This is a genomic window from Flavobacterium sp. NRK F7 (assembly GCF_024054195.1).
In the GTDB taxonomy this organism is placed as follows: Bacteria; Bacteroidota; Bacteroidia; order Flavobacteriales; family Flavobacteriaceae; genus Flavobacterium.
Map to the genome: position 1 here is coordinate 2123085 of NZ_JAMXLB010000001.1, position 14521 is coordinate 2137605.

A 14521-nucleotide genomic window follows, 5' to 3' on the forward strand; every position below is an offset into this window, starting at 1 on the left:
CAGTTTCTGAGCCAGCAGTAACTTGAACATTTGTAATAATTTCAGGTAATAAGGGCGATTCAGGAGTTATTGTAACTGTATATGTACCAGCACTTAATCCTACCAATTGAAAAGCACCATTTTCATTTACTACTGTTGTATAGGTTGCACCTGTATTTGATTCGGCCGTAATGGTTGCATTAACAGCTGTAACAGATAAAGAACCACTTATCGAACCTTGAATGTCTGACTCAACCATTCTTAAAACAGGTTTTAATGAGTAAGTTCCATTTCCTTCTTCAACAACAGATTGATGTGCATCAAAATCAATTAATAATATGTTCGCTACATTTGCTTCTAATTGTTGATTTACATTGATTTTTAAACCTGATTGTTGTGCACTAGGTGTACTCAAAGGATAGGTTTGCCCATCAACAACTACTGAATTATTTGTACCTAATATTAATCGTACTTGATTTACATTTGGAGTTTCTACTATGTCAGAAGCTATTTCTATACTTACACCATTAGATAAATCTAATAAGTTATAAACTTGTGCTTCTGTATCTAATGTCATTGTAGCTCCATTGGAACCGATTACTTCAACTCCTCTTACATCAATATATACAGCATCGTAAGGTGCAGGAGCATCTGTCATTCTTACTTTGTAGCTATATTGTGCATTTGCACTCGAATCGTCGTCGTTACAAGATGTTAAAAATAATGCTGCCACCGCTGTAAATAATAAAAAAATCTTTTTCATTGCAATTTGTTTTTAAATGTTAATGATACAAAGTTCAATTAATTTGCAACAAATTGTTTTACAGTATTTTTATCAATATTTATATAATTTTAAGAAGGAATGAAAAAAATTAATTTCCGTAAATCTTAGTATACAGATCTTTATATTTTTCAATAATAATCTTTCTCTTTAATTTCATAGTGGGTGTTAAATGCCCCCCTTCAATAGACCATACATCTGGAGTTAATTCGAAACGTTTTACTTTTTCCCAATTTCCAAATTTTTCATTAGCATGATCGATTTCTTCTTGTATTCTTTGAATCACATTTTCGTTAGAAGCAATTTCTTTGTCTGTAGAACCAATAGAAATATTTTTTCTATTCGCCCAATCTTTAATGAATTCAAAATTAGGTTGAATAAAAGCAGCAGGCATTTTTTCTCCTTCACCAATAACCATAATTTGTTCGATGAATCGCGATTGTTTAAAAGCATTCTCTAAAATTTGAGGAGCTACATATTTTCCACCTGATGTTTTAAACATTTCTTTCTTGCGGTCCGTAATTTTTAAAAAGCCATCTTGATCTACTTCTCCTATATCTCCCGTATGGAAATAACCATTTTCTAATACTTCATTTGTTTTTTCTTCATCCTTATAGTATCCCATCATTACATTTGGTCCTTTGCATAAAATTTCACCGTCTTCTGCAATTTTAACTTCAACACCTTCTAATACTTTTCCTACGGTTCCAATTCTAAAACCATTATTTCTCATATCATTAACAGATATTACTGGTGAGGTTTCGGTTAAACCATATCCTTCCATAACAGGAATGTTTGCGGCACAAAAAACTTTAGATAAACGCGTCTGTAAAGCGGCACTACCACAAACTAATAATTCTAAGCGACCTCCTAAACCTTCTTGCCATTTTGAGAAAATAAGTTTTCTAGCAATTTTTAATTTAAATTCATAAAAGAATCCATTTTCTCCATAAGGCTTATAATCCATTCCTAAGTCTAAAGCCCAAAAGAAAAGTTTTTTCTTAATACCAGTCAGATCAGCTCCTTTGGCATATATTTTATCATATACTTTTTCAAGAAGTCTAGGAACAACAGACATTACATGAGGCTTTACCTCTTTTAAATTATCGCTTATTTTTTCAATACTTTCAGCAAAATAGATAGATATACCATGATGTTGGTATAAATAAGTAAGCATTCTTTCAAAAATATGACAGATAGGTAAGAAGCTTAATGCTATTGAATTTCCTGAATGTAAGGGGACTCTAGAAGAGCTTAATAAAACATCCGAAACGATATTTTGATGTGATAACATTACGCCTTTAGGTCTTCCTGTAGTTCCTGATGTATATATAATCGTAGCTAGATCAGTAGTTTCAACATTGTTTTTTCTATCTTCTACTACATCTTGATTTGAAGTGTCTTTACCAAGTTCCAATAATTCATTCCAGTTTTTACATCCAGAAATAGTATTGAACGAGTAAATTTCTTTCAAAGTAGCAACATTATTTTTTATAGCCATAACTTTTTCAAAGACCTCTTCATCTGAAACGAAGCAGTAAGAGGAACCCGAATGGTTTAAAATATATTCGTAATCCTCAGAAGTAATGGTTGGATAAATAGGAACATTTTGTGCGCCGGTTTGTAAAACCCCGATATCACAAATATGCCATTCGGTTCTATTATTAGAAGAAATAATAGCAATTTTATCATTTTTTTGAACTCCTAAACGAAGTAATGCTCTAGAAATAGCATTTGCTTTATCTAAATAGTCTTGAGTTGAAGTTTTAATCCATTCTTCGCCATATTTTGTTACAAGGGCATCCGATAAATTATATTTTTCTAATTGATGATATGGGAAATCAAACAAGCGGGTAATGGTAGACATAAATTTATATTTTAATAGTATGCAAATTATAAAATTATTATTAATTAACCAATTATTTATGAATATGTTAATTAATTTAATTAATTATTTGATAGTTAATATATTATGCATGCATAATATATTTTTATGATTTTATTTTTTAATAGGTTTATAAAATAAAAAACTAAAAAAAGCTCCTTTTAATGAAAAAAAGGCATCTTTTTTGTAAAATATCAATAACACTAATTTTTTAATTTTGTTTAGCAAATTGTTTTCAAATTTTAAATACAAAGTTAAATTGTAAGTAACTTCGTTATATATTATTATTTTTGTAGTCAATTTACATTCCATTTTAATGAGGTCATTTTTTAGATTAGAAGAATATAAAGTTTTATTGTATCGTGTAGGATTAGTTTATTTATTTTACTTTATTGCCCGAATTTTATTTTATATTTATAATGCAAACATTGTCGAAGTAGATTCAATTGGGGAATTTTTAAAAATTGCCTATCATGGTTTAGCATTTGATACAACAGCAATTTTATATATAAACGGACTTTTCATTTTACTATCTATCTTTCCTTTTTTTGTGAATACAAAAGCGGGCTACCAAAACTTTTTATTTTGGCTTTACTTTATCACAAATCTTGTTTTTTACGCTTTAAATTTTATTGACTTTATTTATTATAAGTATAATTTTTCAAGATTAACATTGGCGGCATGGGACATTATTAAACATGAAGAAGGAAAAGTGAGTATGCTTTTTAGGTTTTTAATTACGTATTGGCATGTTTTTATACTTTATGTTCTAATAGCGTCATTATGGATTTTCTTCTATAAAAAAGTTAAGATTAAGCATAATCTTAGAGAAGATTCAAAAGTGAAATACATTGTGAAATCAATAATTGGGGTTTTAATTATTACAACATTATGTGTTGGAGGTATTCGTGGAGACTTTAAAAAAAGTACGCGTCCTATTAATTTAGTGGATGCCAACCGACATGTTAAGAAAATAAAGCAAGCCGATTTAGTATTAAACTCTCCTTTTACTTTTTTGCGAACCATTAGAGTTAAATCGTTCAAAAAACAAGACTTTAACATTGCTCAAAATGTGATTGAAGAAAATTTTAAGCCAATTAAATTCTATCATTCTAATTCACCTTCTAAACCTAACATTGTTCTCATAATTACTGAAAGCATGGGGAGAGAATATATTGGTGCTTTTAATAAAAATGCAGGAATTAAGGATTATGTAAGTTATACGCCTTTCTTAGATTCTTTGGCAAAACATAGTATGATTTTTACCAATGCATATTCAAACGGTTATAAATCTATTCATGGCATGTCTTCCATTATTTCTGGAATACCTTCGTTTAAAGATGCTTTTACATCTTCTCCTTTTGCACAACAGAAAATTGAATCGATGGTTTCTTGTTTGAATAGTAAAGGATATGACACTTCCTTTTTTCATGGGGCACCAAACGGTTCTATGGGTTTTTTAGGATACAGTAATATTCTTGGTTTTGATCATTATTATGGTAAAACTGAATATGGTAATGATGCTGATTTTGATGGTTCTTGGGGAATTTGGGACGAACCTTTTTTACAATTTATGAATGCTACTTTAAGTAAGAAACAGCAACCTTTCTTTGGTACTGTTTTTACAGTTACTTCTCATGAACCGTATGTTATTCCTAAAAAATTTGAAGGAAAGTTTCCAAAAGGGAATGTGCAAATGCATCAATGTGTTGGATACACCGATTATGCTTTTAAAAAATTTTTCGAATCGGCTAAGAAAGAACCTTGGTTTTCAAATACTATTTTTATAATTACTGCAGATCATTGTAACCAAGTAAGTTATAAAGAGCATTTTTATGATAATATTATGAATCGAAATGCAATTCCTATTTTAATTTATAAACCCAATAGCGATTTAGTAGGAGAAAGTAATGAAATCGCACAACATATAGATATTTATCCTACTTTGATGGATATGATAGGTTATGATAAACCTTTTAGAAGTTGGGGTAGAAGTCTTTTAACCTCGGAAAACGATATTGAACCTTATTTAATTAATTTTAATTCTAATATTTACTATTTTATGAAAGATGGATATATTTGTTTGTTTGATGGAACTAATGCTATTGGTTTCTATAAGGTTGAAGATGTAACTTTATCTAACAACCTTATCAATCAAAGAAATGAAACTATGAATAGTCTTGAATTACAATGTAAAGCATTTATTCAAGATTATTTTGATCGAATCTTAGATAAAAACCTTACAACGCAAAAATAAAATGAAAAAGAAAATACTAATTATAGTAATTGTAGTAGCTGCCATTTTTGGGGGAAAATACTATTATGATATGCATATTAATCATAATTTTGAAACGATTACTGAAGGCAAAGTATATAAAAGTGGCGTTATTCCACCTGACGAATTACCAAAATATATTAAAGAACATCATATTAAAAGTGTGGTTGATTTACGTTTTCCAGGTACAGGAGACGATGTAAATAATCCAGAAATACCTGAAGAACTAACAGCTGAAAAAGAGGCCATAGCGAAACTAGATGGTGTTCAATATTTTAATAATGGTTCGGACCAAGTACCACAGGAGCATAACTTAAAGATGTTTTTTGAAATTATGGATGACCCAGATAACTATCCTGTTTTAATTCATTGTTATCATGGAGTAGGTAGAGCGGAAATGTATTCTGCTATTTATCGAATTGAATACGAAGGTATGGATCCAAATGAAGCCAGACAAAGTACTCGTTTTTTAACCAAATGGAGCTCTTTTGATTTAGGGAAGCCCAAAGGAGATTACTTATACAATTATACAAGAAGAAAAGATAGTGTAAAGTAATTATCTTTTTGCGATTTTGTTATTTGAGATTTGTCTTTGTCGGGTGCATTTAAATCTTCCTTCTTCAAAATTTCTTAATTTTTGATGTTTGGTTTTACGAGAGGTGACTCTTTTTCTCCATAGTTCATAGCTGGAACGTTTTAATTCCCTGCGCATTAATGCTTTGGTTTCCATTTCGGTTATACCAAACTGGAATTGTATGGCTTCAAAAGGAGTACGGTCTTCCCATGCCATTTCTATGATACGATCGATTTGTTCAGGAGTTAGATGTTTTGCCATAATCGGACTGAATATAGTGTTCTTTTAAGCGTACTATTTTTGCTAAAAAACTGTAGTTTTTTCTTACATATTGATTGTTTCTAAATTTGATAAACATCCCATCAGCATGAATACTTAAAGTTTCGGATTGAAAAAGTGCAAGTTTGAAATAAGGAATGATCCATGAGTAATTTTGTAAACCTTTATTAATATGCAAAATAATACCTTTGGGTCTTAGTTCAATATTTGCATAATTAATATCCGAATTAGCATTTAACACATTCCTGAAATGAGGACTCACTTCCTCAATCATCATTCGATGCGAACCAGTTCCTTTTAATTGTATTGCTTTTAAAAAAGAGTAAGGTTTACCTAATAAGGTATTGATTTCTCTTGTGATAGCATTATCTACATAGGTGGTATTAAACAACATAATTCTTAAAATTATTAATTCGAATGGCACTCGCTTTTATGTCATGCATTAAATTATATAGGCCAAAAAAAGTTCTATTGATGTATATAAAATGTTTAGATCCTCTGTTTCCATTCATATTTCTTATTTCAGTACTTTTAGAATAACGTTCTCCTAATTCGGCAATTTGGCCAAAAAATCTTTCATCAGCAAAGTCAAATGTTTCTTGATGAAACGGCTGTGTAAAGAGACTCAACATTTCATGGAAAAGTTCAGAAAAGAATTTTTTCTCTTTTGCAGTATCTTCTGGTTTTAAAATTTCAAGTTGATATAGCTTTTCTTCAAAGACCACTGGATTATCAATATTTTCTTTTTTTGCCAATTCAAAATATGGAATATAAAAATCATTAGGAACCGCTTTCATACATCCAAAATCGAGAACAATTAATTTTCCTTCTTCAGATACCAAAAAATTTCCTGGATGAGGATCGGCATGTACTTTTCTAAGTATGTGAATTTGGTACATATAAAAATCCCATAAGGCTTGTCCAATAGTATTTGCTAATTCCATATTGGTATTAGTAGCTGTAAATTCAGATAAATGCTTGCCAATCATCCAATCCATAGTAATAATTCTTTCCGATGACCATTGCTCATAATAATTTGGAAATTGAATATTGGGTAAATGGTTACATGCTGTTGCTATTTCTTTACTCTGAGTTACTTCGTTAATATAATCGGTTTCTTCAATAAGTTTTTCTTCCACTTCTTTGAAATACTTATCTGAATCTTTTCCTTTAATATTAAACATTTTGATAGCAATGGGTTTAACTAAAGCTAGGTCGGAAGAAATACTTTCTGCAACACCAGGATATTGAATCTTTACGGCTAATTTTTTATCTTCTAATATGGCTTGGTGTACTTGCCCTATACTGGCAGCATTAATCGCTTCTAAATTAAATTCATCAAAAATTTCGTTTGGATTTTTACCAAAATATTTTTTGAATGTTTTTAAGACTAGTGGAGCAGAAAGAGGTGGTACAGAAAATTGAGATAATGAAAACTTTTCTACATAAGCTCTTGGTAAAATACTTTTTTCCATGCTGAGCATTTGTGCCACTTTTAAAGCACTTCCTTTCATTTGTTTTAAGCTGTCATAAATATCTTCTGCATTAGAGAGGTTTAAATTTTCTTTAGCTTCTTCTTCTGTTTTCGTTAGTTTGTCACCATAATATTTTAAATAATTCACGCCTACTTTTGCTCCGGTCTGAATTAATTTTGAGGCACGTTGTATTTTGGAAGTTGGGATACTATCAATAGATTTCATAAATAGGATTTTGAGATACGTTTAAAAAAGTATTAAACGAGTGAAATAAAAGATGTTGTTACATCGAGACTTTTTCTTTCCAAAGAAATTTTCCGAAATCAATAATATTTTTCAATGGCGTCATATCAATAAGGTCAAAACTGGCATGGATTGATTTTTCAATGAATACATCCGTTTTCTCAAAAGAAGGAGAGGTGTCGTCTATCCAAAACTTTAAAGTCATTAAAAATTGAATCCAAGCCAATTCTGAAATACTTTTTTGTTGGATTTTTTCAATAGTTTCTTGTGGTATTTTTAATGTTTCTATTTCTAATCTATCTACAAAACCTTTAAATTGAATTCTAAGAGTATTTAATTTTCTAAGATTTTTTAATTGGTTTTTATCTTCTTGAAGCAAATGCAACACAAAACTTCTATTGGCAGTCATTTGTTCGAAAAAAGTAAAATAGAAACTTAATAATCTTGTTTTAGCATTATAATTTACATATTCTTCGCTATTTTCAAGAAGTGCTACAGTAGATTCAAAAAAAGTTGTAAAAACAGTAGACTCTAGTTGTTCAAAGTTTGTAAAAAAACGATAAAATTCACTTTCGTCTACTTTAAGATGTTGGCAGAACTGATAAATAGAATTAGGCTTTTTACCTTCAGTTAATACAAATTTTGAGTATTCAGAAAGAATTCGTTCTTTGGTGAGATTTAATTTCTTTGCCATTACTTATATTTTATCTCAAAGATACGAAATAATTGTTTAAGTATATTTTAAAAATAGTTAAACAAAATATAATTTTTAATGGTATAAAAAAAGCTCAGATTCCAATCTGAGCTTTTAAATTATAAATAAAAAAAATTATTCCATAGTTTCTTGCATCGTATGATATACATTCATTACATCATCATCTTCTTCAATCTTTTCTAATAATTTTTCAACATCGGCAACTTGTTCAGGGTTGAGTTCCTTTGTAACTTGAGGAATACGTTCAAAACCAGAAGATAAAATTTCTAAACCTCTATTTTCTAATTCTTTTTGGATAGCACCAAAGCTTTCAAAAGGAGCATACATAACAATTCCATCTTCATCTGCAAAAATTTCTTCCACCCCAAAATCAATCATTTCTAGTTCTAGTTCTTCTACATCTTGACCTTCTGCAGGTATTCTAAAATTACAAGTATGGTCAAACATAAATTCAACAGAACCTTGAGTACCCATAGTCCCATTACATTTATTGAAATAACTTCTAATATTTGCTACAGTTCTATTGTTGTTATCTGTTGCTGTTTCAATTAAAATGGCAATACCATGTGGTGCATAGCCTTCAAACAATACTTCTTTATAGTTAGCAGTATCTTTATCAGATGCTTTTTTGATAGCACGTTCTACATTATCTTTAGGCATATTTGCAGCCTTAGCATTTTGTATTACAGCTCTTAGTCTAGCATTCGTTTCAGGATTTGGACCACCTTCTTTTACAGCAATAACTATATCTTTTCCGATTCGTGTGAACGTTTTAGCCATTGCTGACCAACGTTTCATTTTACGTGCTTTTCTAAATTCAAATGCTCTTCCCATTTCTAAATTGTTTTAATCGCAGCAAAAATAATTTTTTTACAGTCAATATCAAAATAAGTTAAAAAATAAAGCTAGTTTAGGTATTTTTAAGATAATTTAAAAGAAGGTAATTCTAATTCAATAATAGATTAAATGCAAATAATCCATTTTTTTTAAATAATTTTATACTATTGCGAAATAATTCCTATAAACAAAAAATGAATGGGTAAAAATATTTACAATTTAATCAATTGGTTTTTTAGAAGGCCAAGAGCTTCTGGGTTAATCGTTTTTATTAGTTTATCTCTTATTTTTACCTATATCGCTTTTCAACAATATAAAATCGATAAAGAGAATAGACGAGTAGAAATGACAAATACATTGCATGCGATTACTCAAAATATTGATCAAACCCTCAAAAATTGCTATACTACCACATTAACTTTAGCTTTAACAATTGATGATAATGGAATTCCTAAGGATTTTGATGTAATAGGAAGAAAGCTATTAGCATCTAATAGCAGTATTAATGCGGTTCAAATGGTTCCCAATGGAATTATTAAATATACCTATCCTTTAGCGGGTAATGAAAAAGCAACGGGATTGGATATATTAAAATCAGATTATCTACAAGAAGAAGCTTTAAAGTCAATTGAAACGCAAAAAATGTATTTTGCTGGACCTTTTGAGCTTAAACAAGGAGGCCAAGGTATTGTAGGAAGGCTTCCTGTATATATAAAAGATAAATTTTGGGGTTTTTCAGCTGTAATCATTAAGATGGAAACCCTTCTTGAGACCTCAGGAATTAATTCGATTAATAGTCAGAACTTCAGTTTTCAATTATCTAAGATAAACCCAAAGACCTCAGAAGAAGTCTATTTTTTACCTCAAACAGTTTCTTTCAAAAAAGACAATTATGTAAGTAGTTTTGTTCCAGATGGTGATTGGAATTTATATATTCTTGATAAGAAAGCAAAAATGTTGTTTTACCGGTTTTTGTTGAAAATTATATTTGGTATTTTACTGGCATTAACGTTTACTTTTTTTATTATTTTATTATTGAAAAAACCGGAGCAATTGGAGCAATTGGTAAAAGAACAAGCCAATAAATTAGTAAGTAGTGAATTGCGATTTAAGACTATTTTTGAACAAGCTGCTTTAGGGATTGCAAATGTTGATGGAGCAACGGGAAGGTTTATTGAAATTAATGATAAGTTCTGCAAAATAGTGGGGTATACCGAAAGCGAAATGAAAGAAAAGAGCTTTCAAGAAATAACGCATCCAGATGACTTACCTAAAGATCTAGAATTACTTGAGAAAGTAAATAAAAGAATAATCAAACAATATTCTCTTGAAAAAAGATATTTTGATAATGAAGGAAAAATTGTTTGGGTGAATCTAACCGTAACTCCTTTATTAATAGATAACGATTCAAATACTTTTACATTAATTTCGATTGTTGAAGACATAACCCTTAAAAAAGAAACGGAAGAATTAATAAAAAAGAGCGAAAACCACTTTAAAAGTCTTTTCGAAGATTCACCTTTACCCTTAAGAGAAGAAAATTTTTCGCAAGTAAAAAAGTATTTGCAAAATTTAGAATTATTAGGAAAAGATGTCGATTTTGTGAATAACTATTTAGAAAAGAACAAAAAAGTGGTAGAAGAGGCTTATTCGTTAATTCGATTGAATAATGTAAATCAAGCGTGTTTAAACTTATATCAAGTAAAGACGATTCAAGAACTTATTTCTTATAAACCCGCTTTGTTTAATAAAAGAGCTTTTGCCGATTTTAAAAACCAATTAATAGCCATTACTCAAAACAAGAAACAATTTGTACTAGACACAATAATTAAAAATGCTAATGGAGAATTAAGATATATCGATTTAAGATGGAATGTAATTCGGGGTTATGAAGACTCTCTAAATAGAATTATTGTATCTACTGAAGATATTACAGATAGAAAGTCTAACGAACAAATTATATTAAATTCACAGCAACGTATTGCTTCTTTAATTAATACAATTGATGGAATTGTTTGGGAATGTGATGCTGCTACTTTTGAATTTACTTTCATTAGTAAAAAAGTTGAGCATATTTTAGGGTACACAGATGAAGAATGGTTATCGGAAAAAGATTTTTGGAAAAATCATATCTACGAAGAAGATAGAGCTAGCGTCATCCATTTTTGTACCGAGCAAACAAAAAATAATTTAGATCATGATTTTGAGTATCGAATGATTGCTAAAGATGGTTCGGTAGTTTGGTTACGTGACATTATTAATGTGGTGGTTGAGGATGGTAAAGTAGTTAGTTTAAGAGGAATTATGATTAATATAACTAAAACGAAAGAGATTGAAAAAGAATTACACAATTCTTTTAATTTGGTTTCTGAACAAAATAAACGTCTTTTAAACTTTTCTTATATTGTTTCTCATAATTTAAGATCACATACCAGTAATATAAGTTCTTTAATTGGATTAATTGAGATTACTGAAGATGAAAAGGAAAAAGAAGAAATGTTAGGAATGTTAAAAACCGTTTCTGGTTCCTTAAATGAAACGATGATTAATTTAAATGAAGTGGTTAATATTCAAACGAATATTAGTTTGACTATTGAAAAAATTAATCTTTTAAATTATATAGAAGCAGCTTTACAATTATTGGCTCCTCTAATTAAAGAGAAAAATGTAAGTGTAATACATGAAATTAATCCGCATATTGAAGTAAATTATAATTCAGCCTATATGGAAAGTATTCTTTATAACATACTTTCCAATGCTATTCGATATAGTCATCCAAACCGTAAGCCAACTATTACCATAAGATATTATCTAGAAAATGAGTTTAAAGTAGTTGAAATTTCAGATAATGGAATTGGAATTGATTTAGTAAAAAATAAAGACAAAATCTTTGGGATGTATAAGACTTTTAGTAAATATACAGATTCAAAAGGAATTGGTTTGTTTATTACGAAAAATCAAGTGGAAGCCATGGGAGGAACTATTACTGTAGAAAGTAAGCTAGACGAAGGAACGACTTTTAAAATCTATATTCTATGAAAAAAAAATCAATATGGATAATTGATGATGATGCCATCTATAAATTTGTTATTCAAAAGCTAATTGCCAAATCAGATTTATTTGATGAGGTAAAAACATTTTCAAATGGAGAAGAAGCTTCTAATGCTCTTAAAAATGAAGTAAACGAGAATACGTTGTTACCAGATATTATTCTTCTGGATATTGAAATGCCGCGTATGGATGGATGGGAATTTATGTCGGAAATTGAAGCTTTTCTAAAAAAAGAGAATCAAAAAAATATCAAAATTTTTATGTCTAGTTCATCTATAGCATTTGAAGACAAAGAAAAAGTAGATAGCAATCCTAATATTAATGGTTATTTAACAAAGCCGATTTCATATGATGATTTATTACAAATAGCGATATAATAAAAACCGAAGTGTCTCATTTTTCAATAAGACGATCTAAAATGGTTAAAGCTTCAGAAATAAGAGCACTTGACTGGATTTCTTCTTTTTGTTTTTCTGAAAATTGTTCTAAGAAACTACTTTCTAATGATGCTTTTTTTAAATCATACGAGTTTTTTGCTATAGTGAAAGGAAACTTTTCTTTATACAAGGTGGTCACTTTTTCAAATATAAAAGAAGATTCATTAATATCATCAAAAACCCCATCAAAAGTAAGAGGAATCATTTTTTCTTTTTTATTTATAAGATAAGAATCGATATCTTTATTAATGTCGTTTATAGCATTAAAATAAGCACTTTGTATAATTCTTTCTTTACTCTCCTTTACAATGTAAGAAAAATCATTATTGTATATTTTGTATCGTGATTGAGTTTTAATTTCATCATTAAGAAGAACCGTTTTAAACTCTTTTTCACGAGACACAACTTGCTCAAATAAATTGGGAACTTCAATGTCAGGAATTATTCCAGTGGCTTGATGACTTTTGCCCGTAATTCTATAAAATTTTTGGACGGTTAAATTAACAAAATCCTTATTCCATTCAGTGTCTTCAATAGGTACAATACTTTGCATAGTTGCTTTTCCATAAGAAGGATTGCCTAAAATTAGGGCTCTCTTATAATCTTGTAAAGCATTGGCAAAAAGTTCACTTGCTGAAGCAGAAAATCCATTTACCAGTAATATAATAGGTTCATTAAAAAGTACCCCTTTATTGTAATCTTTTAAGACCGTTTGATTTTTTTCATTATCTACTGCAATGGTAATTGGACCAGAATCAATAAATAATCCAGCGAGTTTAATTGCTTCGTCTACATTCCCTCCACCATTGTATTGTAAATCGATGATAAGACCTTTTACATTATCTATTTTGAGTTTGATAATTTCTTTGGCAACATCATTAGATAAGGTGTTTAAACCATAGTCTGAAGAATAAAAACTAGGGATTTTAATATAACCAAAATTATTTTTTAAATGTAATACATAACTATAAGCTGAATTTTCAAACGCTTTCATGATTTTCTTTTCAAGAAGGACATTGAAAGTTTCCCCATTCTTTTTTCTAAATGTAAATTCTAATTCTTTATAATTATCTGAATAAATGAGGTTTGAAATAAGATCAATAGAGCTACAACTCACAGGGTGTTCTTCCTCTTTGTATTTAATTTTTAATACTTGATCTCCTGCTTCAATCTTTTCATTTTCAAATGCGGAGCTTCCTGGAATAATATCGCTTACAAAAACTTCATCGTTCTCATTTGCGTCAAAGAGAATTCCAAACGAACTGTTTACAGCATTTACACTAGACAAGAAATTTGATTTTTCGTCATAGGAAAAGTAATCGGTATGCGGATCAAAGTAATTGCAAAATGATTTAAAAAAAATAGTTTTAATTTCCTCTTGAAAAGAATTTTCATCCCGTAATTGATTCTTAATTCTACATTTAAAAGTATCAAATGTTTTTAATTTTTCTGTATTGGATAATGTTACAAAATGCTGCTGTAATGAATCCTTATTTTTACTCATAAAAGCAATATTTTTCAAAGCTTCATAAGTAATTAATTTTTTCAGAATTTTTTTAATACCTTTTTCATCATTGTAAAAACTGTTTTCGTTTTTTGTAAAAAATAAGGTGTCATTGGTATTTAATCCAATATTTTCAGTTTCTAAAATTTCAATGTTTTTTAATTTTCTTTCTAAACCTTTTTTGTAATACTTAGCAATTTCATCCAAAAAAGAACAATCTTGATTTGTAATGTAATTATCGATTTGATATTGATGTTTTGTTAATATATCATATTCCGATTGTAAAAAGACATTTTTTTCTCGATCTAGTTTCTCGATAATAGTTTTAAAAACATAAGAAGAAAGACTATCATCAACCAATTTAGGTTGGTAATGATAGCCTTGAATTAATGCATTTATTTTAGAAATAGTGGCACAATTTTCTTGTTTACTTTGGGAAAAAATAAAATTGAGAGTAAGTAAAAAAAAATAGGCCTTTATTTTCAT

Annotated in this window: 12 protein-coding genes; 4 read left to right on the forward strand and 8 right to left on the reverse strand. The window is 29.0% G+C overall.

What is annotated here, in order from left to right:
* The coding region (locus NHF47_RS09485) for a DUF4382 domain-containing protein (RefSeq protein WP_252764689.1) at positions 1–742 on the reverse strand (742 nt) is incomplete at its 3' end.
* A gap of 109 nt (positions 743–851) precedes the next feature.
* A complete protein-coding gene (locus tag NHF47_RS09490) occupies positions 852–2627 on the reverse strand; it encodes a long-chain fatty acid--CoA ligase (RefSeq protein ID WP_252764690.1) in 1776 nt (591 codons plus the stop codon).
* A gap of 334 nt (positions 2628–2961) precedes the next feature.
* Between NHF47_RS09490 and NHF47_RS09495 the strand changes: the two genes are divergently transcribed.
* Entirely contained in the window at positions 2962–4902 is a 1941-nt protein-coding gene (locus NHF47_RS09495) for an LTA synthase family protein (RefSeq protein ID WP_252764691.1), read from the forward strand.
* A 1-nt stretch (position 4903) separates the two neighbouring features.
* Positions 4904–5476 (forward strand): dual specificity protein phosphatase family protein, encoded by a 573-nt coding sequence (locus NHF47_RS09500; RefSeq protein ID WP_252764692.1) that lies wholly within the window; start codon positions 4904–4906, stop codon positions 5474–5476.
* On the opposite strand, the gene NHF47_RS09505 is transcribed toward NHF47_RS09500, so the two are convergent.
* The 5 genes from NHF47_RS09505 to NHF47_RS09525 all read right to left on the reverse strand — a co-directional run bounded on the left by NHF47_RS09505 (position 5477) and on the right by NHF47_RS09525 (position 9040).
* A complete protein-coding gene (locus NHF47_RS09505; protein WP_252764693.1) occupies positions 5477–5755 on the reverse strand; it encodes a TIGR03643 family protein in 279 nt (92 codons plus the stop codon). It lies immediately after the preceding gene.
* A complete protein-coding gene (locus NHF47_RS09510) occupies positions 5733–6167 on the reverse strand; it encodes a hypothetical protein (protein WP_252764694.1) in 435 nt (144 codons plus the stop codon). The genes NHF47_RS09505 and NHF47_RS09510 overlap by 23 nt, the downstream gene beginning before the upstream one ends.
* Positions 6157–7473: an AarF/ABC1/UbiB kinase family protein gene (locus NHF47_RS09515; protein ID WP_252764695.1), complete on the reverse strand. Its 1317-nt coding sequence runs from the start codon at positions 7471–7473 to the stop codon at positions 6157–6159. Before NHF47_RS09515 ends, NHF47_RS09510 begins: the two co-directional genes overlap by 11 nt.
* A gap of 58 nt (positions 7474–7531) precedes the next feature.
* The gene (locus NHF47_RS09520) at positions 7532–8185 is read right to left on the reverse strand and encodes a TetR family transcriptional regulator C-terminal domain-containing protein (RefSeq protein ID WP_252764696.1); all 654 of its coding nucleotides are present in this window, start codon (positions 8183–8185) and stop codon (positions 7532–7534) included.
* A gap of 135 nt (positions 8186–8320) precedes the next feature.
* Positions 8321–9040, reverse strand: a complete 720-nt coding sequence (locus tag NHF47_RS09525) for a YebC/PmpR family DNA-binding transcriptional regulator (protein WP_252764697.1) — start codon at positions 9038–9040, stop codon at positions 8321–8323.
* Positions 9041–9241: 201 nt separating this feature from the next.
* Here NHF47_RS09525 and NHF47_RS09530 point away from each other — a divergent pair, with 201 nt between their 5' ends.
* The gene (locus NHF47_RS09530; protein WP_252764698.1) at positions 9242–12082 is read left to right on the forward strand and encodes a PAS domain S-box protein; all 2841 of its coding nucleotides are present in this window, start codon (positions 9242–9244) and stop codon (positions 12080–12082) included.
* Complete coding sequence (locus NHF47_RS09535; RefSeq protein WP_252764699.1) at positions 12079–12471, forward strand: response regulator; 393 nt, start codon at positions 12079–12081, stop codon at positions 12469–12471. The genes NHF47_RS09530 and NHF47_RS09535 overlap by 4 nt, the downstream gene beginning before the upstream one ends.
* Positions 12472–12487: 16 nt before the next feature.
* On the opposite strand, the gene NHF47_RS09540 is transcribed toward NHF47_RS09535, so the two are convergent.
* The gene (locus tag NHF47_RS09540) at positions 12488–14521 is read right to left on the reverse strand and encodes a S41 family peptidase (RefSeq protein ID WP_252764700.1); all 2034 of its coding nucleotides are present in this window, start codon (positions 14519–14521) and stop codon (positions 12488–12490) included.